Raw genomic sequence first — 21,127 nt, 5'->3', positions numbered from 1 at the left:
GGCTTCAGCCGCGACCGCATCAACCAGCGCCTTCGCCAGCTCGTGATCGCGGCTGAAGCCGCTCCTACGCTGGCATCGCCAATGCGTGTCCTCACCGCAGCCGCGGGGTGCCGCCGCCGCCGGGCCGCCGATACAATGGCGTTTTCCCCCCCCCGAGCGCACCCATGGCCCTGCATCCCTACGACCTGTTCGACATCCGCTCCCTGCTCAGCGAGGAGGAGCGCGCGGTACAGGACACCGTGGCCAGGTTCACCAACGAGCGGGTGCTGCCGATCATCGGCGATGCATTCGACGAGGCGCGGTTTCCCAAGGAGCTCATCGGCGAGATCGCCGAACTCGGCCTGCTCGGGTCGTCGCTGCCGGAGGAGTACGGCGGCGGCGGGCTCAACGCGGTCAGCTACGGCCTGATCTGCCAGGAGCTCGAGCGCGGCGACAGTGGCATCCGCAGCTTCGTGTCGGTGCAGTCGTCCTTGTGCATGTACCCGATCTACGCCTACGGCAGCGAGGAGCAGCGCAAGCGCTGGCTGCCCGGCATGGCCGCCGGCCAGGTGATCGGCTGCTTCGGCCTGACCGAGCCGCACGGCGGCTCCGACCCGGCCAACATGAAGACCACGGCGAAGAAGGACGGCGGCGACTGGGTGATCAACGGCTCCAAGATGTGGATCACCAACGGCAACCTGGCCGACATCGCGATCGTCTGGGCGCAGACCGACGAGGGCATCCAGGGCTTCGTGGTCGAGAAGGGCATGGCCGGATTCGCCGCGCAGGAGATCAAGCACAAGATGAGCCTGCGCGCGTCGGTGACCAGCTCGTTGTTCTTCGACAACGTGCGCGTGCCCGAGGCCAACCGGTTGAATGTGAAAGGACTGAAGGGTCCGCTGGGCTGCCTGACCCAGGCGCGCTACGGCATCACCTGGGGGCCGATCGGCGCGGCCATCGCGTGCCTGGACGAGGCGCTGAACTATACCAAGGAGCGGATCCTGTTCGACCGCCCGGTCGCGGCGACCCAGTCGGCGCAGATCAAGATGGCCGAGATGGCGCGCCGTATCACCCTGGCGCAGCTGCTGGTGGTGCAACTCGGCCGACTCAAGGACGCCGGCAACATGGCCCCGACCCAGGTCAGCCTGGCCAAGTGGAACAACTGCCGCATGGCGATCGACATCGCCCGCGAATGCCGCGACCTGCTCGGCGGCGCCGGCATCACCACCGAGCACGCCGCCATCCGGCATGCGCTGAACCTGGAATCGGTGATCACCTACGAGGGCACCGAGACGATCCACCAGTTGGTGGTCGGGCGCGAGCTGACCGGCATCAATGCCTTTTAAGAGCCCCTCTTCCTTGGAAGAGGCACAAACTCCCTTCTCCCACGTGCGGGAGAAGGTGCCCGAAGGGCGGATGAGGGCAAGCGACAGGTGCATGCGACGCAAGCGGGTCTCGCTTGCCCTCACCCCAGCCCTGTCCCGCACGCGGGAGAGGGGCCCAGGTACTCCACACCCCCGGACGGCGTCGCCGCAAGACGCCGTCGCTCGCCCTCGCCCCAGACCTCCCGTGCAAGCGGGGGCGGGGGCTTGTCCCGGAGCTCACCCGAAATGTCGCCCATGAATCTTGGCCCCACCTTAGAAACCCCACGCCTGATCCTGCGCCCGCCGCAGCGCGAGGACTTCGACGCCTGGGCCGAATTCATGGCCGATGTCGAGCGCACCCGTTACATCGGCGGCGCGCAACCGCGTGCGGTGACCTGGCGCGGGTTCGCGGCGATGGTCGGCTCATGGAGCCTGCAGGGCTTCTCCATGTTCTCAGTGATCGAGAAATCCTCCGGGCGCTGGATCGGACGCCTCGGTCCCTGGTATCCAGAAGGCTGGCCCGGCACCGAGGTCGGTTGGAGCATCATCAGCGACGCGGGCGGCAAGGGCTACGCCACCGAGGGCAGCGCGGCGGCGATCGATTGGGCGTTCGACCATCTCGGCTGGACCGAGGTCATCCACACCATCGATCCCGAGAACGTCGCCTCCAAGGGCGTCGCCGCCAAGCTTGGCTCGCGCTACCTGCGCCAGGGCCGGGTGCCGCCACCGTTCGACACGCTCGACCTCGAGATCTGGGGCCAGACCCGCGAGCAATGGCGCGCGCGGCGGATCGAACAGCAAAGCGGGTTGTCCGCAAAGGAAGCAAAAACCGCAAAGTAAAAGCAATGCTGATTTTTTATTCGCTGTTTGTTTATTTCTTCTTCTGTTCTTTTTTGCGCCTTTCGCGTCCTTTGCGGACCAAACCGTCTTTGACCTGATCAAGCCATGGCAGCCATCCCCAATCCCATCCCCGCGCGCATGAAAGGCCTGAACCGCGCCGAGATATGCGACGTCAACTTCAGCGAGTTCGTGCGCAGCTGGAGTGGCCGCGCGGATGCCGCGCCCGCGCCGGACGAGGCGATTCTGGACGGCAGCGCGCTCGATGCGGCGGGTTTCCGCGAGCTGTTCGAATCGCAGCTGATCAGTCGGCACCTCGACCTGATGGCGCGCGTGCTGCGGGTGCAGAACAAGGTCTTCTACACCATCGGCAGCTCCGGCCACGAGGGCAACGCGATGGTCGCGCGACTCACCCGGCATACCGATCCGGCGTTCCTGCATTACCGCAGCGGCGGTTTCATGGCCGAGCGCTTCCGCAAGCTGCCGGGCATGGATCCGATCATGGATTCGGCGCTGTCGTTCGCCGCCAGCAAGGAAGACCCGATCTCCGGCGGCCGCCACAAGGTGTGGGGCAGCAAGCCCTTGTGGGTGCTGCCGCAGACTTCGACGATCGCCTCGCACCTGCCCAAGGCGCTGGGCACCGCGATCGCGATCGAGGCGGGCCGGCGCATCGGACATGCACTGCCGATCCCCGGCGACAGCATCGCGATCTGCTCCTTCGGGGACGCCTCGTCCAACCACGCCACCGCGCAGACCGCGTTCAATGCCGCCGCCTGGACCGCCTACCAGAAGCTTCCGGCGCCGGTGTTGTTCGTATGCGAGGACAACGGCATCGGCATCTCGGTCAAGACGCCCAGTGGCTGGATCGCGCAGAACTTCTCGCAGCGTCCGAATCTGGATTACTTCTACGCCGACGGGCTCGACCTGGCCGGCGGCTACGCCGACGTGCAGCGCGCGGTCGAACATTGCCGCCGTACCCGGCGTCCGACCTTCCTGCACCTGAGGACGGCGCGGCTGATGGGGCACGCCGGCACCGACTTCGAGATCGAATGGCGCTCCATCGCGGAGTTGTGCGCGGTCGAGGCGACCGACCCGCTGCTGCGCTCGGCGGTGATCGCCCTGGAATCGGGGCTGATGTCGCAGGACGAGGTGCTGGCGCTGTACGAGGACACCCGCAGCCGCTGCTTCATTGCCGCAGAGGACGCCGACCGCCGGCCCAAGCTCGACAAGCTGGTCGATGTCATCGCGCCGCTGGCGCCGTACACGCCGCAGGCCGTGAAGTCGGAAGCCGAGCGCAGCGACTACGCCGACCGCCGGCTCGAGGTGTTCGGCAGCGAAGCCAGGCTGCCCGAGAACCAGCCGCCGCGGCATCTGGCAATCCAGATCAACAACGCGCTGCACGACACCTTCGCCAAGTATCCCGAAACCATGCTGTTCGGCGAGGACGTGGCGCAGAAGGGCGGCGTCTACACCATCACCAAGGGCCTGCAGAAGGCATTCGGGCCGCGCCGGGTATTCAATACCCTGCTCGATGAGACGATGATCCTGGGCATGGCGCAGGGGTTCGCCAACCTCGGGCTGCTGCCGATTCCCGAGATCCAGTATCTCGCGTATTTCCACAACGCCTGCGATCAGATCCGCGGCGAAGCGGCGAGCCTGCAGTTCTTCAGCAACGACCAGTACCGCAATCCGATGGTCGTGCGTATTGCCGGGCTGGGGTACCAGCGCGGGTTCGGTGGGCATTTCCACAACGACAACTCGATCACCGCACTGCGCGACATCCCCGGTCTGGTGGTCGGTTGCCCGTCGCGCGGCGACGATGCGGCGACCATGCTGCGCACGCTGACGGCGCTGGCCAAGGTCGACGGCCGCGTCTGCGCGCTGCTCGAACCGATCGCGCTGTATATGGCCAAGGACCTGTACGAGCCCGGCGACGGCGGCTGGCTGACCAGCTACCCCGCACCCGGCGACGCGATGCCGCTGGGCGAGGGCAGGGCATACCTACCTGATGACGGCAGCAGCGGCGACGACCTGGTGGTCTTCACCTACGGCAACGGCGTGCCGATGAGCCTGCGCGCGGTGCGCGAGATCGAGCGCCGCCATGGCTGGAAGGCCCGGGTGGTCGACCTGCGCTGGCTGGTGCCGCTCAACGACTCGTGGATCGTCGAGCAGGCGCGCAGCGCCAGGCGGATCATCGTGGTCGACGAAGGCCGCCGCAGCGCCGGCGTCGGCGAGGGCGTGCTGACCGCGATCGCGGAAGGTGGTTACGGCGCACGCCCGTTCCAGCGCGTGGTCGGCGTCGACACCTACACCCCGCTCGCGGGCGCGGCATTCCTGGTCATTCCCGGCGAGGACGACATCGTCGCCGCCGCAGACCGCCTCGCGACCACGTGACCCTGTAGGAGCGGCTCTTAGCCGCGAGCTCTTCGATCAGTTCGCGAAAAGATCCGGTCCCGCTGTGTGCACGCCATGGGTGGCGACCGCCGAATCCGGAAGCGATGTACAGGTCGCGGCTATGAGCCGCTCCTACAAAAAGCCGGGCGGGGGCGGTGCTGGACGGCTAGCGCGCCAGGCCATCTTTGATCGAGGCTTCGCGCACCTGGACGCCGCCCGCATCGGAGACCGGCGAGTCCCGCTCCAACGGCAACACCGCCAGGCCCAGGTGGCGATCGCCATCGCTTGCGACCGCGACCACCTTGCCAATCGCCGTGCTGCCGGCGTGCACGTCCGCGCCTGCGCTCAGCGGCGCATCGCTTTCGAGCAGCACCAGCCCGCGCTTCACCTTGCCGAGAAAATGTGTGCGCGCGACGATTTCCTGGCCGGGGTAGCAGCCCTTCTTGACGCTGAACCCATGCAGCCGGTCCAGGGTCAGCTGCTGCGGCGTCCACTGCTCGACTTGCGAGCCGGTCAGGCGTGGCAGGCCATGTTCGAGATCGAACGCGGCCCAGCGCGCGGCGGCGTCGGCTTCGGCGCGGAAGGCAGCATCCGTCACGATCCGCAAGCAGCGCGGTCCGCCATCGCCACCCATGTCCAGTTCCAGTGCGCCTTCGCTGTCGATGGCGAACGCATTTCCCTGCGCGCCGCTGCAGGCCCCGAAGCATCCCGTCACAAGCAGGTCATCGCGCACCGCCATCGCCACCTTGCTGCGGAACACGAAACGCCGCAGCCCATCGGCTACGTTCGAAGGATCGGCATCCGGCAGCAGCAGCCACAGCGTTTCGGCGTCGAGCTTGAGCAGGGCGAACAGCGCGATCACGCGGCCTTTCGGCGTCAGCCAGCCGTTCCACTGCCAATGCCCGGGCGCGATGGCGTCGACGTCGTTCATGAACTGGGCTTGCGCGAACGCGGTCGAATCGCGGCCGACCATCGTGATCACCCGGTGTTGAAGCGCTGCCGGAACCGGCTCGGAAGACGTTTGCGGGTTGTCATGCATGGGGTCGAGGACTAAGCTTCAATGTTGCGATGATAGGCCATCCAGACCCCTCACCCCGCCCCGAAAACGTCGTCGAGACGCCGCAGGTGCCTGCGCCCGAGCCGCCCATTGATGAGGCGTCCGAGCAGGAATTCGGCGGTCGCGAGGGTCCGGAGCCCACGCGCTACGGCGACTGGGAGAAGAACGGCCGCTGCATCGACTTCTGACGCGCGCGCACTGCTCCACCGCCGTCGCTCCCGCGCGTCACTGCAACACGCAACTCGCCACCTGACTTCCCGCAACTCCGCTCCACAGCGCCCCCGCCACGCGGCCCTGCCGCCCTGCCGAGACCGCCATCGCCCATGGCCAGCCGCGAACGTCCAGTACAACGCCCTCTTTCACCGCACATGCAGGTGTACCGCTGGCAGATCCAGATGGTCACCTCGATCCTGCACCGGGTCACCGGCGTCGTCCTCACCCTGGGCAGCCTGCTGATCGCCTGGGCGTTGCTGGCGCTGGCGGCCGGTCCGGGGCAATGGGGCCAGTTCACCGGGGCGGCACGCTCGCCGCTGGGGTTCCTGGTCCTGTTCGGCTGGAGCTGGGCGCTGGCCTACCACCTGCTCAACGGCATCCGCCACTTGTTGCAGGACGCTGGCTGGGGGTACCGGGTCGAGTCGTTCGTGACGCGCAGCTGGGTGTCGGTCATCGGCAGCCTGGTGCTGACCGCGTTGTTGTGGATGGTGGCGATGATGCAGGGAGGTGCGGCATGAGCGCCCACGACCGGTTGCGGCATCCGCTGAAGCACGCCCGCGGGCTGGGCTCGGCCAAGGGCGGCACTCATCATTTCATCGTCCAGCGCGTCACCGCGATCGCGCTGATCTTCCTGTCGCTCTATGTCGTCGGCCTGGTGGTATGGATGGTCGGCGCCGACTACGCGACCTTGCGCGTCACGGTCGCCCACCCGGTCAATGCGGTGCTGCTGGTGGCGTTCCTGGTCGCGACGTTCTGGCATGCGCAGCTCGGCATGCAGGTGATCATCGAGGACTACGTCCACACGCCCTGGCTCGCGGTGACCTCGCAGCTGGCGGTCATCTTCGTTTGCATCCTCGCGGCCCTGGCCAGCGTGCTTGCGGTCGTCCGCATCGCGCTGGCCGGCGTCTGACCTGTCAGGCGCCCATCAAGGAAATTCGATCCATGCCTGCTGCTTCCAAGAACACGGCTTACAAAATCACTGAACACAAGTTCGACATGGTCGTGGTCGGTGCCGGTGGCGCCGGTCTGCGCGCGACCTTCGGCCTCGCCCAGAAAGGCCTGAAGACCGCCTGCATCACCAAGGTGTTCCCGACCCGTTCGCACACCGTCGCCGCACAAGGTGGCATCTCGGCCGCGCTCGGCAACATGGGCGAGGACGACTGGCGCTTCCACTTCTTCGACACCGTCAAGGGTTCGGACTGGCTGGGCGACCAGGACGCGATCGAGTACATGTGCAAGGAGGCGATGCCGGCGATCATCGAGCTGGAGCACCAGGGCGTGCCGTTCTCGCGCACCGCCGAGGGCAAGATCTACCAGCGCCCGTTCGGCGGCATGACCACCCAGTACGGCGAAGGCCCGCCGGCGCAGCGCACCTGCGCCGCCGCCGACCGTACCGGCCACGCGATCCTGCATACGCTTTACCAGCAGTCGCTGGCGCACGATGCGCAGTTCTTCATCGAGTACTTCGCGCTCGATCTGATCATGGACGCGCACGGCGTGTGCCGCGGCGTGCTCGCGCTGAACATGGCCGAGGGCACGCTGCACCTGTTCCGCGCCCAGGGCACGGTGCTGGCGACCGGCGGCTACGGCCGCGCGTACTTCTCCGCGACCTCGGCCCATACCAGCACCGGCGACGGCGGCGGCATGGCGCTGCGCGCTGGGCTCGGCATGCAGGACATGGAGTTCGTGCAGTTCCATCCGACCGGCATCTATGGCGCTGGCTGCCTGATCACCGAGGGCGTGCGCGGCGAAGGCGGCATCCTGCGCAACAGCGACGGCGAGCGCTTCATGGAGCGCTACGCCCCCAGCGCGAAGGACCTGGCGTCGCGCGACGTGGTGTCGCGCTCGATGACCATGGAGATCCGCGAAGGTCGCGGCGTCGGCGAGCACAAGGACCACATCCTGCTCGACCTGACCCACCTCGGCCCCGAGGTCATCCACGACAAACTGCCGGGCATCGCCGAGTCGGCGCGCATCTTCGCCAACGTCGATGTCGAGAAACAGCCGATCCCGGTGATCCCGACCGTGCACTACAACATGGGCGGTATTCCGACCAACTTCCACGGCGAAGTGGTGCAGTTGCGCGACGGCAATCCCGACCACGTGGTCCCCGGCCTCTACGCGATCGGCGAGGCGGCGTGCGTATCGGTGCATGGGGCCAACCGCCTGGGCTCCAATTCGCTGCTCGACCTGGTCGTGTTCGGGCGGGCGGTGGCCAACCGCTGCGCCGAGACGATCAAGCCGGACGGCTCGCACGGCCCGCTCGCCGGCGACGCCTGCGATGCCGCGCTGAGCCGGCTGGACAAGCTGCGCAACGCCAATGGCGCGACGCCGACCGCGGTCATCCGCGACAAGATGCAGCGGACCATGCAGGCCGACGCGGCGGTGTTCCGCACCGGCGAGACGCTGGCCGACGGCGTGCGCAAGATCCGCGAAGTCCACGCCTCGTTCGCCGACGTCAAGGTCTCCGACCGCTCGCTGATCTGGAACTCCGACCTGGTCGAGACCTACGAGCTGTCCAACCTGCTGAGCCAGGCGGTCGCGACCATGGTGTCGGCGGAAAACCGCACCGAGTCTCGCGGCGCGCACGCACGCGAGGATTTCCCCGAGCGCGACGACACCGATTGGCACAAGCACACGCTGTGCTGGGTCGACGACAGCGGCGCGACCCGCATCGACTACCGCCCGGTGCACATGTACACCCTCAGCGACGACGTCGAGGTGATCCCGCCGAAGAAGCGGGTTTATTGACGAAAGGGCGTTGGCCCGCAAAGGGACGCGAAAGACGCCAGGAAAGGCAAGACAAAAGATGTTCAAAAGGCAACGGATTTTCTGATCAGCTAGCGCTTTACCTTTGCGACTTTTGCGTCCTTCGCGGACCAGATCGCTCTTGAGGCAACTACAAGACCATGGCCGAATTCGCTCTCCCGAAAAACTCGAAGATCCAGAAGGGCCGCCACTTCCCGGCGCCGGGCGCGGAGCAGCCGCGCACCTTCAAGATCTACCGCTGGAACCCCGATGACGGCCTGAACCCGCGCGTGGACACCTACGAGGTGGACATGGCGAGCTGCGGCCCGATGGTTCTGGACGCGCTGATCAAGATCAAGAACGAGATCGATCCGACGCTGACGTTCCGCCGTTCGTGCCGCGAAGGCATCTGCGGCTCGTGCGCGATGAACATCGACGGCACCAACATGCTCGCCTGCACCAAGGCGATTGAGGACTGTGGCAAGGCCGAGGTCCCGATCTACCCGCTGCCGCACATGGCCGTGGTCAAGGACCTGGTGCCGGACATGACGCATTTCTACGCGCAGTACGCATCGATCAAGCCGTGGCTGCGCACCCAGAGCCCGACCCCGTCGGACCGCGAGCGGCTGCAGTCGCCTGAGGACCGCAAGAAACTCGACGGCCTGTACGAATGCATCCTGTGCGCGTGCTGCTCGACCAGCTGCCCGAGCTACTGGTGGAACGGCGATCGCTACCTCGGTCCTGCCGTGCTGCTGCAGGCCTACCGCTGGATCGTCGACTCGCGCGACGAGGACACCGGCGCGCGCCTGGACGACCTGGAAGATCCGTTCAAGCTCTACCGCTGCCACACCATCATGAACTGCGCCCGCACCTGCCCGAAGGGCCTGAATCCGGCGCAGGCGATTGGCGAAATCAAGAAGCTGATGCTGGCGCGCCGCGCGTAAGCGACCGATAGGTCATACCGGATATTGCTCTCCGCCCCGCGGAGACGCTTTCGCGGTGGCGCAATGTAGGAGCGGGTCATGCCCGCGACCGGAACCGGGACGGCACCGCGGCGTGCATCGCGCCCATGGGGCGCTCCTACAAGGCGTCGCATTTTGTAGGAGCGGGCCATGCCCGCGATGCGAGTGACGTGGCCGCGTGCATCGCGCCCCTGGGGCGCTCCTACAAGGAGTCGCATTTTGTAGGAGCGGGCCATGCCCGCGATGCGAGTGACGCGACCGCGTGATCGCGCCCATGGGGCGCTCCTACAAAGGCGTCGCGTTTTTGTAGGAGCGGGCCATGCCCGCGATGTGGAGTGACGCGGCCGCGTGCATCGCGCCCATGGGGCGCCCCTACAAAATGCGCTGGCGTGCCCTGCGGGGTGTGGCCCTTGAAGCGCGCTTCGCGACCGCGGCCGGGTCAGGTAGGCTGCAGCCGATGCAATACGCCATCGGTGCCAGCAGCCGCCTGACATCACCTATCCGGAGCGTCGAATGAATCCCACGGCCATCTTTCTTCCCGCGCTGGCAATGGCGGTGCTGACCTTCTTCGTCTGGTGGCGGATGTATTTCACCCGCGTCGGCCAGATGAAGCGCGACCGCATCCATCCGCAGGCGGTCGCCAGTTCCGCCCAATCGACGGCGCTGCTGACCGACAGCCGTGCCGCCGACAACTTCCGCAACCTGTTCGAGCTGCCGGTGCTGTTCTACCTCGCGCTCGTGGTCGCGGCCATCACCGAGCTGGCCACCGAGGTCACGCTGGTGCTGGCGTGGCTGTTCGTAGCGCTGCGGGTGCTGCACAGCGCGATCCACTGCACCTACAACAAGGTCATGCACCGCTTCATGTCGTACGCACTCGGCGGCTTCGTGCTGTGGATCCTATGGGGCTACCTGGCGCTGGGCCTGCTGAAGGGATGACGGACGCGGGCGAGGGCGAGGCCGACGAGGCCGAACTGCGTCGGCTGCGCTGGCGCTGCCGGCGCGGCATGCGCGAGCTCGACCAGTTGCTGTGCCGCTATCTGGACCGCCGCTGGCGGCAAAGCCCCGGGGCCGAGCGCGGCGTTTTCCTACGGCTGCTGGACACCGAGGACGATAAGCTCTGGTACTGGTTCATGGGCCACGAGACTCCGTCCGATGCCGACCTCGCGCAACTCGTCGGGTACATCCGCAACCTGCCGCCCGGAGAATAAGGCGTTCGCTGGCCGGCTGGAATGGCGCCCGTCGCGCCTGCTCATCGCCGCGCTGGGCGCGCTCGGCGTGCTGGCCGCGATTGCGCTGGCGCACTCGGACCTGCCCGCCGTGCTCGCGTGGCCGCTGGCGTCGGCGGCGCTCGGCTACGGCATCTGGCTGGCATGGCAGGAGGCGCGCAGACCCGTGCGCCAGCTGGTGATAGCCGACGACGGCGCGCGCACGACGATCGACGATATCGGCGTGGCCGAATTCACGGTGGCCTGGCGCGGCCCGCTCGCATTCGCCCGTTGGACCGATGCCGACGGGCATTGCCAGCGCCTGGTCTGGTGGCCCGATACCCTGGCGGCCGCGCAGCGGCGTGAACTCCGACTGGCAATTCCCGCGCGGCCGCCTTCGCGGCCGCCCGGTTCGATGGCAACATAGCCGCTTCGCTCCGGCCGGTCCCGCATGTTCAAGCCCATCCCCGTCGCCATCGGCCTGCGCTACCTGCGCGCGAAACGCCGCAATGGTTTCATCTCCTTCATCTCGCTGGCCTCGATCCTCGGCATCGCGCTGGGCGTGGCGGCGCTGATCACCACGCTGGCGGTGATGAGCGGGTTCCAGCGCGAGATCCGTGACCGAATGCTGCAGATGGCCGCGCACGCCACCGTCAGCGCCTACGGCGAACCGCTGGCCGACTGGCCGCAGGCGGTCGAGCAGGCACTGGCCGATCCGCGCGTGGCTGGCGCCGCGCCGTACGTGGAAAAGGAAGCGTTGCTGTCAGGTGCGCGGCAGCAGCCGGCGTTCGTGCGCGGCGTGGTGCCGCAGGACGAGGCCCGGGTGTCGGTACTGGCCGACAAGATGGTGCAGGGCGAGCTGGCTTCGCTGACGCCGGGCAGCTTCAACATCGTGCTCGGCAAGGAACTGGCGCTGTGGCTCGGCGTCGGCATCGGCGACGACGTGGTGATGATGCTGGCCGAAACGCGGGGCTCGCCGATCGGAGCATTGCCGCAACTCAAGCGCTTCACCGTCAGCGGGATGTTCGAGGTCGGCTACAACGAATTCGACAAGGGGTTCGCGTTCGCCAACATGAGCGACATGCAGCGCCTGCTGCGGATCGGCGACGGGGTAACCGGCGTGCGCCTGCGGCTGCACGACATGGATCTGTCCTGGGAGGTCGCGCGCGACCTGGCGCTGGCGCTCGAGGGCCCGTACCAGGTCAGCGACTGGACCCGCGAGAACGCCAACATGTTCCAGGCACTCAAGATCGAGAAGGCGATCATGGCGATCCTGCTGTCGCTGATCATCGCGATGGGCGCCTTCAACCTGGTCAGCTCGCAGGTGATGCTGGTGACCGACAAGCAGGCCGACATCGCCATCCTGCGCACGCTCGGGCTCACCCCGCGTGCGGTGATGCAGGTGTTCATGGTGCAGGGCACCTTGATCGGCGTGTTCGGCACGCTGCTGGGGGTGATCGGCGGGATCGTGCTGACACTGAACCTGGAGCACATTTTGCTCGGCATCGAGTCGCTGTTCGGCGTGGTGGTGCTGCCGAGAGATGTGTACTACATCACCGGCCTGCCGACCGACCTGCGTAGCGGCGACGTGGTCGCCATCGCGGTCGTCGCGCTGGTCATGGCGTTCTTCGCGACGCTGTACCCGGCGTGGCGCGCGGCCCGCACCGCACCGGCGGAGGCGTTGCGTTATGAGTAAGCATCGGGACTCGGGACTCGGGACTCGGGACTCGGCCAACGCCGAGGTCGTGATCCAGTGCGAAAACCTCGGCATGGTCTATGCCGAGGGCAAGCTGCGTACGCCGGTGTTCGACGGGCTCGAGTTGTCGGTGCGCAAGGGTGAGACCGTCGCGATCCTCGGCGTGTCCGGCGCCGGCAAGAGCACCTTGCTGCATCTGCTCGGCGGGCTCGACACGCCTACCGCCGGCGAGGTCTTCGTCAGCGGCCAGAAGATGAGCGGATTGTCCGATGCCGCCCGCGGCACGCTGCGCAATCGGGCGCTCGGCTTCGTTTACCAGTTCCACCATCTGCTGCCCGAATTCACCGCGCTCGAGAACGTGATGCTGCCGGTGCTGTTGAACGGCACGTCGGTGGCCGATGCCTCGCGCCGGGCACAGGCGCTGCTCGAATCGGTCGGGCTGGGCCATCGCCTGGAGCACAAGCCCGGCGAGTTGTCCGGCGGCGAGCGTCAGCGTGCGGCGGTGGCGCGTGCGCTGGTGAATCAACCGGCCTGCGTGCTCGGCGACGAGCCCACCGGCAATCTCGACGAGAAGACCGCCGCGACCGTGTTCGAGCTGATGCTCGCGCTCAACCGCGAGCACGGCACCAGCCTGGTGCTGGTGACCCACGATCGCCGCCTCGCACGACGCCTGGACCGCGTGCTGGAGCTGCACAGCGGCAAGCTGCGGGAACTGCCCCCGGACGAGGTGTAGGCCATGAGCGACGCGGCAGGGACGCCGCCGTTCGGTATCAGCGTCGCCCTGTCGTTGCTGGCAGGCGTGGCCATCGCGCTCTGGTTTCCGGTGCTGCCGCCGTGGCCGATCGCGGCGCTGATCGCCGGCGCGGGGACGTGGGCCTGGTGGCGGATGCCCCGCTGGCGCGCGTTTGGTGCGCTGGTGCTGGGAATCGGTCTGGCGTGGCTGCATGCAGGCCATGCGCTCTCGCTGCAGCTGCCGGTCGAGCTCGAGAAGGGCGATTTCACCATCAGTGGGCGCATCGTCGACCTGCCCGACCACCAACTGCGGCGCACCCGTTTCACGTTCCGGGTAGATCGCGGGGCCGGGCTTTCCGCTGCCGAGCATCCCGCAGCGTTGCGCGGCCGGACGCTGAGCCTGTCGTGGTACGACGGTTGGGACGGAACGGACACCGCACGCCATGAGCTGCGTGCTGGACAGCGTTGGTCCTTGACTGCCCGCCTGAGTGCACCGCGTGGGCTGCGCAATCCCGGCGGTTTCGACAGCGAGCGGCACGCGCTGGCACGGCGGGTGGCCGCCAGCGGCTACGTGAAGGCGCCGGACACGGCGCAACTGCTGGCGCCGGCCCGGGGTTTGAATGCCTGGCGCGAGCGGATGTCCGGGCGCATCGACGCGGCGATCACCGCCTCGCCGTCGGCGCGGTTCGTGCGTGCGCTGGCACTCGGCGACACCCGTGCGCTCACCGACGAAGACTGGGAGCTACTGCGCGCCAACGGCTTGACCCACCTGATCGCGATCTCCGGTTTCCACGTCGGCCTGGTCGCGGGCTTTGCCGCACTGGCGTGGGGCGGGGTGTGGTGGCTGTTTCCGGCGCTCGGGCGCTGGTGCCCGCGGCCGATTGCCGCGGCAATGGCCGGACTGGCCGGCGCCGCGCTCTACTCGGCTATCGCCGGATTCGCGTTGCCGACCGTGCGCACCGTGCTGATGATCGCGGTGGTGGCGGCCACGCGCTGGCAGCGGCGGCCGCTGCGGATTCCCGATGCGCTGGCGCTGGCCGCGATTGCGGTGCTGCTGGTCGATCCGCTATCGGTGCTGATGGCCGGCTTCTGGCTGAGCTTCGCCGGCGTGGCCTGGCTGGTCTGGTGCCTGCCGGACTTCCAGCGACGGCCGCTGCGCGACTTCCTGTCGGCGCAGGGGGTCGCCACCCTGGGCCTGCTGCCCTTGACAGTGATCCTGTTCGGCCAGGCGTCGACCGCCGGGCCGTTCGCCAACCTGGTGGCGGTGCCATGGTGGAGCCTGGTGGTGGTGCCGCTGTCGCTGATTGGCACCGCCCTGGACAGCCTGCAGGCTGGCTGGGGTGCTTGGGCGTGGGGCGCGGCAGCATGGTGTTTCGATCTGAGCTGGCCGCTGTTCGAATGGCTGGCGGCAACCGGCCTGGCGGTGTGGTGGTTGCCGGAGCCGCGCTGGTTCGCGTTGCCGCTGGCGCTGATCGGCGCGTTCTGGTTGCTGTTGCCGCGCGGCCTCCCGGGACGGCCGCTGGCGCTGCTGCTGTGGTTGCCGTTGTTGTGGCCGGCGCGGGACCTGCCGCGCTTTGGTGCGGCCGACCTGACCGTGATCGACGTGGGGCAGGGTTTGTCGGTGGTGGTGCGCACGGCCGGCCACACGTTGCTCTACGACATGGGTCCGGCGGTGCGAAACGGCTTCGATGCCGGCGAGCGCGCGGTAATACCGGCCCTGCATGCGCTCGGTGTGCGCCGGCTCGACCGGGCGGTGGTCAGCCATGCCGACAACGACCACGCCGGCGGCTTCGAGGCGGTCCGCCGGCGTTTCCCGGTGCCGGCGGTGGATGCGCCGGAGGGTTCGGGCATCGAGGCGGCGGCCTGCGTTGCCGGGGAGGCCTGGAACTGGGACGGGGTGGAGTTCCGCTTCCTGCACCCGCCGCCGCACTTTCCATACCTGCGCAATGACGCCAGTTGCGTGCTCCGGATCGAAACCGCGCATGGCGTGGCGCTGCTGACCGGTGACATCGGCGAGGTGATCGAGCGCGACCTGGTGCGTCGCGACCCCGATGCGCTGCGCGCCGAGGTGGTGCTGGTTGCGCACCACGGCAGCGCCGGTTCGTCCGATCCGGCATTCGTGGCGGCCACCGGCGCGCGCCACGCGCTGGTCGCCTCCGGCCACGGCAACCGCTTCGGCCATCCCAAGCCCGAGGTGCTGGAGCGCTGGCGGCAGGCCGGCGCCAGCGTCCACGACACTGCGGTCGGCGGGGCGCTACGCGTGGACCTGCGCGCCAACGGCGTTCAGGTCGAAACGCGACGCGCAACACACGCGCGGCCATGGGACGCTCAGGCGCGCTGGGAGCAGGGCGCCACTGGGCTATCCTATCGGCCCCAGTGAGACTCCCTTCTCCGAAACGGCCATGAGCCGGAGGTTCGCGCGTGCTGGAACTGGTCAAGGCCGGCGGTTGGCCGATGATCCCGCTGTTGCTGCTGACGATCGTCGCCCTGGCGATCATCCTCGAACGCGCCTGGACGCTGCGGCGCCGCTCGGTGCTGCCGCCCGAACTGGGCGAGGAGGTCCGTGCCTGGGCCAGCCGCGGGAGGCTCGATCCGACGCATATCGAGTCGCTGCGCAATACCTCGCCGCTGGGCTCGCTGCTGGCGGCCGCACTCGACGTACGCCATCGTCCGCGCGAGCTGGTCCGCGAGCGCATCGAGGATGTCGGCCGCCACCTCGTGCACCGCATGGAGCGCTACCTCAACTCGCTCGGCACGATCGCCGCGTCCGGCCCGCTGCTGGGTCTGTTCGGCACCGTGGTCGGCATGATCCAGATGTTCCTGACCATCGGCGACCAGGGCCTGGGCGATGCCAACCAGCTCGCCGGCGGCATCGGCAAGGCACTGGTGTGCACCGCCACCGGCATGATCGTGGCGATCCCCGCGTTGATGGCGCATCGCTGGTTCCGCGGCCGGATCGCCGAGTACATCGTCGCGATGGAGCACGAGGCGATGCTGCTGCTCGACACGCTGGAGCCGCGCCATGCCGCGCGCGTGCCCAGCACCGGCTCGGCCACCGCCGCGAACCTCGACTGAGGCCGCCGCGAGCATGCGCATCCGCGACCACCGCGCCGACGATGAGCCGGACATCAACCTGATCCCGTTGATCGACGTGATCCTGATCCTGATCATCTTCTTCGTGGTCACCACCACCTTCGATTCGCGCTCGGTCCTGCGGCTCGAGCTGCCGCGCGCGACCGGCGAGCCCGCCGGCGACAGCAGCGGCGCGCTCAGCGTGCTGGTCAACGCCGACGGGCGCTACTTCGTCGGCGATCGCGAGGTGCTGCGCGATGACCTGGATTCGCTCAAGGCCACCCTGAACGAGGTCGCCGGCAACGACCGCGACCGCCCGGTGCTGCTGCGCGCCGACGCCCGCACCCCGCACCAGGCGGTGGTGAGGGCCTACGATGCGCTCGGCCAGGTCGGCTTCCGGCACGTGATGATCGCGACCGCGCCGGACGTGGCGCGCGACGTATCGACCGGCGGCAGCGCGCCGTGACCGATCGCGGCACGCCGTGGCAGACCTACCGCCGGTTGCTCGGGTTCGCCCGGCGCTACCGCGGCCTGATGGCGCTGGCGGGCGTGGGCATGCTGGTGGAGGCCCTCGCCGGCGGTGCGTTCACCAAGCTCATGGAGCCGGTGATCAACGAGACCTTCATCAGCCGCGACTCCGAATTGAGCCTGCTGCTGCCGTTGGCGATCGTCGGGCTGTTCATGATCCGCGGCATCGCCGGCTACGTCGCCGACATCCACATGGCCAAGTCCGGCCGCGGCATCTCGCGCGACCTGCGGGTGCAGGTGCTGGCCAAGTACCTGCGCCTGCCGGGCCTGCGTTTCGACACCGAGCCTGTGCCATCGATGCTGATCAAGCTCGGCTCCGACAGCGACCAGGTCGCGTCGGCCGCCATCGACGCGCTGAAGGTGATGGTGCAACAGGCGCTGCAGGTGCTGGTCGGCATCGGCGTGATGCTCTGGACCAGCTGGCAGGTGACCATCGCGATCCTGCTGCTGGCGCCGCCGCTGGCCTGGGTGATGGACAAGGTCGGCCGCCGCTACCGCCGGATCAGCCACAGGATCCAGGAGAGTGGGGCGCAGCTGATGCAGTCGGCCGACCAGGCGCTGTCGGGCCAGCAGGAGGTCAAGATCTACGGCGCGCAGGCCACCGAGATGGACCGCTACACCGCCCAGGCCAACCACCACCTCAAGCTGAGCCTGAAGGTCGAGGCGACCCGCAGCATTTCCTCGGCGCTGGTGCAGCTGATGGGCTCGATCGGGCTGGCCATCCTGCTGTTCTTCGCCGGGCGCGAGGCGCTGGCCGGGCGACTCGATGCGGGCGGCTTCGTGGTGTTGATGCTGGCGATGATGGCGATCATCCCCGCGCTCAAGCAACTGACCAACGTGCAGGGCATGCTGCAGCGAGGCGTCGCTTCGGCCGACCGGCTGTTCGCGGTGCTCGATGCGGCCGACGAGGCCGATACCGGCACCCGGCCGCTGACGCGGGCCGAAGGCGTGATCGAGTTCCGCAATGTCGGCGCGCGCTATCCCGATCAGAACCACGCCGCGCTGAGCGACATCAGCTTCACCGCCAGGCCCGGCACCGTCACCGCGATCATCGGTCGCTCCGGCAGCGGCAAATCGACCCTGATCAAGCTGATCCCGCGGTTCTATGAAGCCGAGTCCGGCGCGATCCTGCTCGACGGCCATCCGATCCAGGACTATCCCCTGGCCGACCTGCGCCGGCAGATCGCGCTGGTCGGCCAGCAGGTGATGCTGTTCGATGGCACTGTGGCGGCCAACGTGGCCTACGGCGAGCTCGAACAGGCACCGCCGGACGGGCTCGATCGCGCGGTGCGCGGCGCCAACGCGATGGAGTTCGTCGAGCGTCTGCCCGAGGGCGTGGACACCAGCATCGGCAGCAAGGGCGGGCGGCTGTCGGGTGGGCAGCGCCAGCGCCTGGCTATCGCCCGCGCGATGCTCAAGGACGCGCCGATCCTGATCCTGGACGAGGCCACCGCCGCGCTCGACACCGAGTCCGAACGGCTGGTGCAGGACGCGCTGGAGCGGCTGATGCCCGACCGCACCACGCTGGTGATCGCGCACCGGCTGTCGACCATCGAGCACGCCGACCAGGTGCTGGTGCTCGACGACGGCCGCATCGTCGAGCGCGGCAACCACGCCGAGCTGCTGGCGCAGGGCGGGCTGTACGCGCACCTGCACCGCATGCAGTTCCGCGAGGCGCCATGAACGAGCACCCGCGGTGAAGCAGCATGTGACGCCGCGGGCGAGCCCGCGCGGGCAGGCGCCGCGCTACTGGTACGGCGACGCGCCGGTGCCGCTGCACGCGCGACTGCTGTCGGCGCTGTACGCCGGCATCACCTCGCTGCGCCGGCGGCTGTATCGGCTGCATGTGCTGCGCAGCGTGCACCCCGGCGTGCCGGTGGTGGTGGTCGGCAACATCACCGCCGGCGGCGCTGGAAAGACCCCGCTGACGATCGCGCTGGTCGAGCGCCTGCGCAGCGAAGGCTGGAATCCCGGCGTCGCCAGCCGCGGCTACGGCCGCGACGATGCGCGCGTGGCGGTGTGGGTGGAAGCTGATACCGCGCCGGCCATCGGTGGCGACGAGCCGGTGCTGATCGCGCGCCGCACCGGGGTCCGGCTGCGCGCCGCCCGCGACCGCGCCGCCGCCGCCCGTGAGCTGGCCCGCGCCGGCTGCGACGTGGTGATCTGCGACGACGGCCTGCAGCACTACCGGCTGGCGCGCGATGTCGAGATCGAGGTGGTCGACGGCCGCCGCCGCTACGGCAACGGCCAACTGCTGCCCGCCGGGCCCTTGCGCGAGCTGCCCGAACGCGGCACGCGCTGCGACTTCCGCGTCATCAACGGCGGCGGCGCGCACCCGATGGAGTCGGGCTTCGGCGAATGGCCGATGCGCCTGCTCGCCGACCGCGCACTGCCGCTCGCCGGCGGCCGCCCGCGCGCGCTGGCGTCGTTCGCCGGCCACCGGGTGCACGCCGTCGCCGGTATCGGCGACCCCGAGCGGTTCTTCGCGATGTTGCGCAAGCTCGACATCGCGGTGGTGCCGCACGCCTTCTCCGACCATCACCGCTACAGCGCATCGGACTTCGAGTTCGGCAGCCGCCTGCCGGTGCTGATGACCGAGAAGGACGCGGTCAAGTGCAGCGAGTTCGTCACCGACCTGCACTACAGCGTGCCGGTACGCGCCGAATTGCCCGAAGCGTTCTGGATATCGCTGCTGGACCGGCTGGGCCGCCGCTGATGCTGCCGGCCCGAGTGCCGTAGAGCGGAGCTTGCTCCGCTGCACCCCACGGCAACAACGAGACTCTCAAGTAAGAACAAAGCCGCGCAAGCCCGGCTCTAGCCGACCCTCCATTCTGGACACCGCCGCTGGACCGGCTGCGCGCCCTTCATGCCAGAATCACCGCCATGACCCCGCCACCCGACTTCATCGTCGCCATCCCCGCACGCTTCGCCGCCTCCCGCCTGCCCGGCAAACCGCTGCGCCTGCTGGCCGGCGAGCCGCTGGTGCTGCATGTCGCGCGGCGCGCGCTCGCCGCCGGCGCGCGTGAGGTCTGGGTCGCCGCCGACGATGAACGGATCGCCGAGGCCCTGTCCGGTGCCGGCGTGCGCGTGGCGATGACCTCACCCGGGCACCTGTCGGGCACCGACCGGTTGGCCGAATGCGCCGCCATCGCGGGTTGGGCCGATGACACCCTGGTGGTCAACCTGCAGGGCGACGAACCTTTCGCCCCGGCCGCGGGGATCAATGCGGTAGCGGCGCTGCTGCGCGACAGCGGCGCGGACATGGCGACGCTGGCCGCCCCGATCGAGACCACGCAAGCGCTGTTCGATCCCAACACCGTGAAGCTGGTCGTCGCGGCCGACGGCGATGCGCTGTATTTCAGCCGCGCGCCTCTGCCGTGGCCGCGCGACGCGTTCGCGCAGGACCGCGGGAGACTGCCTGAGGGCGATCACTGGCTGCGCCACATCGGCATCTACGGCTATCGCGCCGGCTTCCTCAAGCATTTCGCATCGCTGCCGGCCGGCCGGCTCGAGCGGGTCGAGTCGCTGGAGCAATTGCGCGCACTCGAAGCCGGGCATCGAATTGCCGTGGCAATGACGCCCGAGCCGTTCCCGCCGGGTGTCGATACGCCCGATGACCTCGCCCGCGCCGAAGCACGGCTGGCCGCGCATGGCTGAACCGCTGCGACTGCTGGTCGTCTGTCTCGGCAACATCTGCCGCTCGCCGATGGCCGAGGGCGTGCTGCGCGCGCGCATCGAGGACTCGCCGCTGGCCGGGCGGGTCGAGCTGGATTCGGCCGGCACCGGCGACTGGCACGTCGACTGCTGCCCGGATGCGCGGGCGATCGCCAGTGCCGCCGGGCACGGCATCGACATCAGCGGTTTGCGCGGCCGTCAGCTGACGCGCGGCGATTTCGAGCGCTTCGACTGGCTGCTGTGCGCCGACCGCAGCAATCTGGCCAATGCGCGGGCGCTCGCACCGTCCGGCGCCGGCGACAAGGCCGCGTTGCTGCTGGAATGGGCCGGGGTCGAGCGCGGCGGCGAAATCCCGGACCCCTACACCGGCGGTCCGGAGCAGTTCGAGCACGTCTGGCGGCTGCTCGAGCGCGCCGCCGACGGCGTAGTGGCACGCCTGCAGCGCGAATCCTGACCTGCGCACGGGGTTTTTTTGTAGGAGCGGCTTCAGCCGCGATTGGTAAACCGGCGCACGCACCCCGCGTCAGATCGCGGCTGAAGCCGCTCCTACAACAGCACGCGCGCAGCAGCACGCCCGCAACAGCGCGCCCGCACTTGCGCTGCCGCATAATCGGCCCCATTCCTGAGCCGATGTTTTCGCCGTCGATGGTCGCGTTCCGCACGCC

General features: G+C 68.7%; 20 protein-coding genes and 1 pseudogene. 20 read left to right on the top strand and 1 reads right to left on the bottom strand.

Translation table 11 applies throughout. The annotated features are described in order from the left end of the window. Positions 1-164 precede the first annotated feature (164 nt). From ACJQWM_RS02290 to ACJQWM_RS02280, 3 genes are all read left to right on the top strand, one after another. Positions 165-1,325, top strand: a complete 1,161-nt coding sequence (locus ACJQWM_RS02290; RefSeq protein WP_332703584.1) for an acyl-CoA dehydrogenase family protein — start codon at positions 165-167, stop codon at positions 1,323-1,325. A 273-nt stretch (positions 1,326-1,598) separates the two neighbouring features. Next, the gene (locus tag ACJQWM_RS02285; RefSeq protein ID WP_332703582.1) at positions 1,599-2,183 is read left to right on the top strand and encodes a GNAT family N-acetyltransferase; all 585 of its coding nucleotides are present in this window, start codon (positions 1,599-1,601) and stop codon (positions 2,181-2,183) included. Positions 2,184-2,288: 105 nt separating this feature from the next. Then, positions 2,289-4,574: a thiamine pyrophosphate-dependent enzyme gene (locus tag ACJQWM_RS02280; protein WP_332703580.1), complete on the top strand. Its 2,286-nt coding sequence runs from the start codon at positions 2,289-2,291 to the stop codon at positions 4,572-4,574. Between the two features lie 166 nt (positions 4,575-4,740). Here the strand turns inward: ACJQWM_RS02280 and ygfZ are convergent, their stop codons facing one another. Beyond that, a complete protein-coding gene (ygfZ, locus tag ACJQWM_RS02275; RefSeq protein WP_441004835.1) occupies positions 4,741-5,613 on the bottom strand; it encodes a CAF17-like 4Fe-4S cluster assembly/insertion protein YgfZ in 873 nt (290 codons plus the stop codon). A gap of 29 nt (positions 5,614-5,642) precedes the next feature. On the opposite strand from ygfZ, the gene ACJQWM_RS02270 reads away from it, so the two are divergent. From ACJQWM_RS02270 to ACJQWM_RS02190, 17 genes and pseudogenes are all read left to right on the top strand, one after another. Next, positions 5,643-5,819 carry a DUF1674 domain-containing protein gene (locus ACJQWM_RS02270; RefSeq protein WP_332703576.1) on the top strand — a complete coding sequence of 59 codons (177 nt, stop codon included), beginning with the start codon at positions 5,643-5,645 and terminating at the stop codon, positions 5,817-5,819. A 135-nt stretch (positions 5,820-5,954) separates the two neighbouring features. After that, complete coding sequence (gene sdhC, locus ACJQWM_RS02265) at positions 5,955-6,362, top strand: succinate dehydrogenase, cytochrome b556 subunit (RefSeq protein WP_332703574.1); 408 nt, start codon at positions 5,955-5,957, stop codon at positions 6,360-6,362. Further along, positions 6,359-6,754: a succinate dehydrogenase, hydrophobic membrane anchor protein gene (gene sdhD, locus ACJQWM_RS02260; protein WP_332703573.1), complete on the top strand. Its 396-nt coding sequence runs from the start codon at positions 6,359-6,361 to the stop codon at positions 6,752-6,754. Before sdhC ends, sdhD begins: the two co-directional genes overlap by 4 nt. A 32-nt stretch (positions 6,755-6,786) precedes the next feature. After that, the gene (sdhA, locus tag ACJQWM_RS02255; protein ID WP_332703571.1) at positions 6,787-8,595 is read left to right on the top strand and encodes a succinate dehydrogenase flavoprotein subunit; all 1,809 of its coding nucleotides are present in this window, start codon (positions 6,787-6,789) and stop codon (positions 8,593-8,595) included. 158 nt (positions 8,596-8,753) lie between these two features. Next, positions 8,754-9,536: a succinate dehydrogenase iron-sulfur subunit gene (locus ACJQWM_RS02250; protein WP_332703569.1), complete on the top strand. Its 783-nt coding sequence runs from the start codon at positions 8,754-8,756 to the stop codon at positions 9,534-9,536. A gap of 531 nt (positions 9,537-10,067) precedes the next feature. Then, a complete protein-coding gene (locus tag ACJQWM_RS02245; RefSeq protein WP_332703567.1) occupies positions 10,068-10,490 on the top strand; it encodes an MAPEG family protein in 423 nt (140 codons plus the stop codon). Further along, positions 10,487-10,762, top strand: coding sequence for an FAD assembly factor SdhE (locus ACJQWM_RS02240; protein WP_332703565.1), 276 nt, complete (start codon positions 10,487-10,489; stop codon positions 10,760-10,762). The genes ACJQWM_RS02245 and ACJQWM_RS02240 overlap by 4 nt, the downstream gene beginning before the upstream one ends. After that, positions 10,707-11,186: a hypothetical protein gene (locus ACJQWM_RS02235; protein WP_332703563.1), complete on the top strand. Its 480-nt coding sequence runs from the start codon at positions 10,707-10,709 to the stop codon at positions 11,184-11,186. The genes ACJQWM_RS02240 and ACJQWM_RS02235 overlap by 56 nt, the downstream gene beginning before the upstream one ends. A 24-nt stretch (positions 11,187-11,210) precedes the next feature. Beyond that, positions 11,211-12,455 carry a lipoprotein-releasing ABC transporter permease subunit gene (locus ACJQWM_RS02230; RefSeq protein ID WP_332703561.1) on the top strand — a complete coding sequence of 415 codons (1,245 nt, stop codon included), beginning with the start codon at positions 11,211-11,213 and terminating at the stop codon, positions 12,453-12,455. Continuing rightward, a complete protein-coding gene (gene lolD / locus ACJQWM_RS02225) occupies positions 12,448-13,188 on the top strand; it encodes a lipoprotein-releasing ABC transporter ATP-binding protein LolD (protein WP_332703559.1) in 741 nt (246 codons plus the stop codon). The genes ACJQWM_RS02230 and lolD overlap by 8 nt, the downstream gene beginning before the upstream one ends. Before the next feature lie 3 nt (positions 13,189-13,191). Beyond that, a pseudogene (locus tag ACJQWM_RS02220) lies at positions 13,192-15,715 on the top strand (DNA internalization-related competence protein ComEC/Rec2); the annotation flags it as partial. Continuing rightward, the gene (locus ACJQWM_RS02215) at positions 15,609-16,262 is read left to right on the top strand and encodes a MotA/TolQ/ExbB proton channel family protein (protein WP_332703555.1); all 654 of its coding nucleotides are present in this window, start codon (positions 15,609-15,611) and stop codon (positions 16,260-16,262) included. The pseudogene ACJQWM_RS02220 and the gene ACJQWM_RS02215, both read left to right, overlap by 107 nt. A gap of 13 nt (positions 16,263-16,275) precedes the next feature. Then, positions 16,276-16,725, top strand: a complete 450-nt coding sequence (locus ACJQWM_RS02210) for an ExbD/TolR family protein (protein WP_332703553.1) — start codon at positions 16,276-16,278, stop codon at positions 16,723-16,725. Positions 16,726-16,793: 68 nt separating this feature from the next. Then, entirely contained in the window at positions 16,794-18,470 is a 1,677-nt protein-coding gene (gene msbA / locus ACJQWM_RS02205; protein WP_411306677.1) for a lipid A export permease/ATP-binding protein MsbA, read from the top strand. A 13-nt stretch (positions 18,471-18,483) separates the two neighbouring features. After that, positions 18,484-19,503, top strand: a complete 1,020-nt coding sequence (gene lpxK, locus ACJQWM_RS02200; RefSeq protein WP_411306642.1) for a tetraacyldisaccharide 4'-kinase — start codon at positions 18,484-18,486, stop codon at positions 19,501-19,503. A 167-nt stretch (positions 19,504-19,670) separates the two neighbouring features. After that, positions 19,671-20,444 (top strand): 3-deoxy-manno-octulosonate cytidylyltransferase, encoded by a 774-nt coding sequence (gene kdsB, locus ACJQWM_RS02195; RefSeq protein WP_332706178.1) that lies wholly within the window; start codon positions 19,671-19,673, stop codon positions 20,442-20,444. 4 nt (positions 20,445-20,448) lie between these two features. After that, positions 20,449-20,916, top strand: a complete 468-nt coding sequence (locus tag ACJQWM_RS02190) for a low molecular weight protein-tyrosine-phosphatase (RefSeq protein ID WP_332706190.1) — start codon at positions 20,449-20,451, stop codon at positions 20,914-20,916. Positions 20,917-21,127: the final 211 nt, after the last annotated feature.

The organism is Novilysobacter longmucuonensis (assembly GCF_046600735.1).
Classification (GTDB): Bacteria; Pseudomonadota; Gammaproteobacteria; order Xanthomonadales; family Xanthomonadaceae; genus Novilysobacter_A; species Novilysobacter_A longmucuonensis.
This window is presented reverse-complemented; position numbering and strand designations above follow the sequence as displayed.

What these genes read in the sequence shown, in the direction of transcription:
- ACJQWM_RS02245 (WP_332703567.1), top strand. Translation starts at nt 10,068, where the DNA reads ATGAATCCCACGGCCATCTTTCTTCCCGCGCTGGCAATGGCGGTGCTG.
- ygfZ (WP_441004835.1), bottom strand. Translation starts at nt 5,613, where the DNA reads ATGCATGACAACCCGCAAACGTCTTCCGAGCCGGTTCCGGCAGCGCTT.
- ACJQWM_RS02250 (WP_332703569.1), top strand. Translation starts at nt 8,754, where the DNA reads ATGGCCGAATTCGCTCTCCCGAAAAACTCGAAGATCCAGAAGGGCCGC.
- ACJQWM_RS02285 (WP_332703582.1), top strand. Translation starts at nt 1,599, where the DNA reads ATGAATCTTGGCCCCACCTTAGAAACCCCACGCCTGATCCTGCGCCCG.
- ACJQWM_RS02280 (WP_332703580.1), top strand. Translation starts at nt 2,289, where the DNA reads ATGGCAGCCATCCCCAATCCCATCCCCGCGCGCATGAAAGGCCTGAAC.
- ACJQWM_RS02230 (WP_332703561.1), top strand. Translation starts at nt 11,211, where the DNA reads ATGTTCAAGCCCATCCCCGTCGCCATCGGCCTGCGCTACCTGCGCGCG.
- lolD (WP_332703559.1), top strand. Translation starts at nt 12,448, where the DNA reads ATGAGTAAGCATCGGGACTCGGGACTCGGGACTCGGGACTCGGCCAAC.
- sdhC (WP_332703574.1), top strand. Translation starts at nt 5,955, where the DNA reads ATGGCCAGCCGCGAACGTCCAGTACAACGCCCTCTTTCACCGCACATG.
- sdhA (WP_332703571.1), top strand. Translation starts at nt 6,787, where the DNA reads ATGCCTGCTGCTTCCAAGAACACGGCTTACAAAATCACTGAACACAAG.
- ACJQWM_RS02235 (WP_332703563.1), top strand. Translation starts at nt 10,707, where the DNA reads ATGCCGACCTCGCGCAACTCGTCGGGTACATCCGCAACCTGCCGCCCG.
- ACJQWM_RS02290 (WP_332703584.1), top strand. Translation starts at nt 165, where the DNA reads ATGGCCCTGCATCCCTACGACCTGTTCGACATCCGCTCCCTGCTCAGC.
- kdsB (WP_332706178.1), top strand. Translation starts at nt 19,671, where the DNA reads ATGACCCCGCCACCCGACTTCATCGTCGCCATCCCCGCACGCTTCGCC.
- ACJQWM_RS02240 (WP_332703565.1), top strand. Translation starts at nt 10,487, where the DNA reads ATGACGGACGCGGGCGAGGGCGAGGCCGACGAGGCCGAACTGCGTCGG.
- msbA (WP_411306677.1), top strand. Translation starts at nt 16,794, where the DNA reads ATGGCGCTGGCGGGCGTGGGCATGCTGGTGGAGGCCCTCGCCGGCGGT.
- sdhD (WP_332703573.1), top strand. Translation starts at nt 6,359, where the DNA reads ATGAGCGCCCACGACCGGTTGCGGCATCCGCTGAAGCACGCCCGCGGG.
- ACJQWM_RS02270 (WP_332703576.1), top strand. Translation starts at nt 5,643, where the DNA reads ATGATAGGCCATCCAGACCCCTCACCCCGCCCCGAAAACGTCGTCGAG.
- ACJQWM_RS02210 (WP_332703553.1), top strand. Translation starts at nt 16,276, where the DNA reads ATGCGCATCCGCGACCACCGCGCCGACGATGAGCCGGACATCAACCTG.